Source organism: Peribacillus sp. SIMBA_075 (genome assembly GCF_046534585.1).
On sequence record NZ_JAWRYN010000434.1, the window covers coordinates 1 to 281 of the forward strand.

Below are 281 nucleotides of genomic sequence, written 5' to 3' on the forward strand. Positions count from 1 at the left end.
GTTCCTAATTTAACAGAGGGATTACCACATCGTTATTTTATAAAAGGACGCCCAGGATCTGGGAAATCAACAATGCTTAAAAAATTAGCTAAGGCAGCAGAAGAAAAAGGATTTGAAGTTGAAGTATATCATTGTGGATTTGATCCAAATAGTCTTGATATGGTTATCGTAAGAGAATTAGGGTTTGCAATTTTTGATAGCACCGCACCACATGAATATTTTCCGAGCCGCGAAGGTGATGAAATTATAGATATGTATGCCTTGATTGTGACACCAGGGAC

At 37.4% G+C, this 281-nt stretch carries 1 protein-coding gene; it reads left to right on the forward strand.

Annotated features, from left to right (window positions below; all coding sequences use genetic code 11):
* Positions 1 to 281 (forward strand): nucleoside-triphosphatase (locus tag SB775_RS28895; protein WP_410864636.1); only part of this gene is annotated, 281 nt, incomplete at both ends.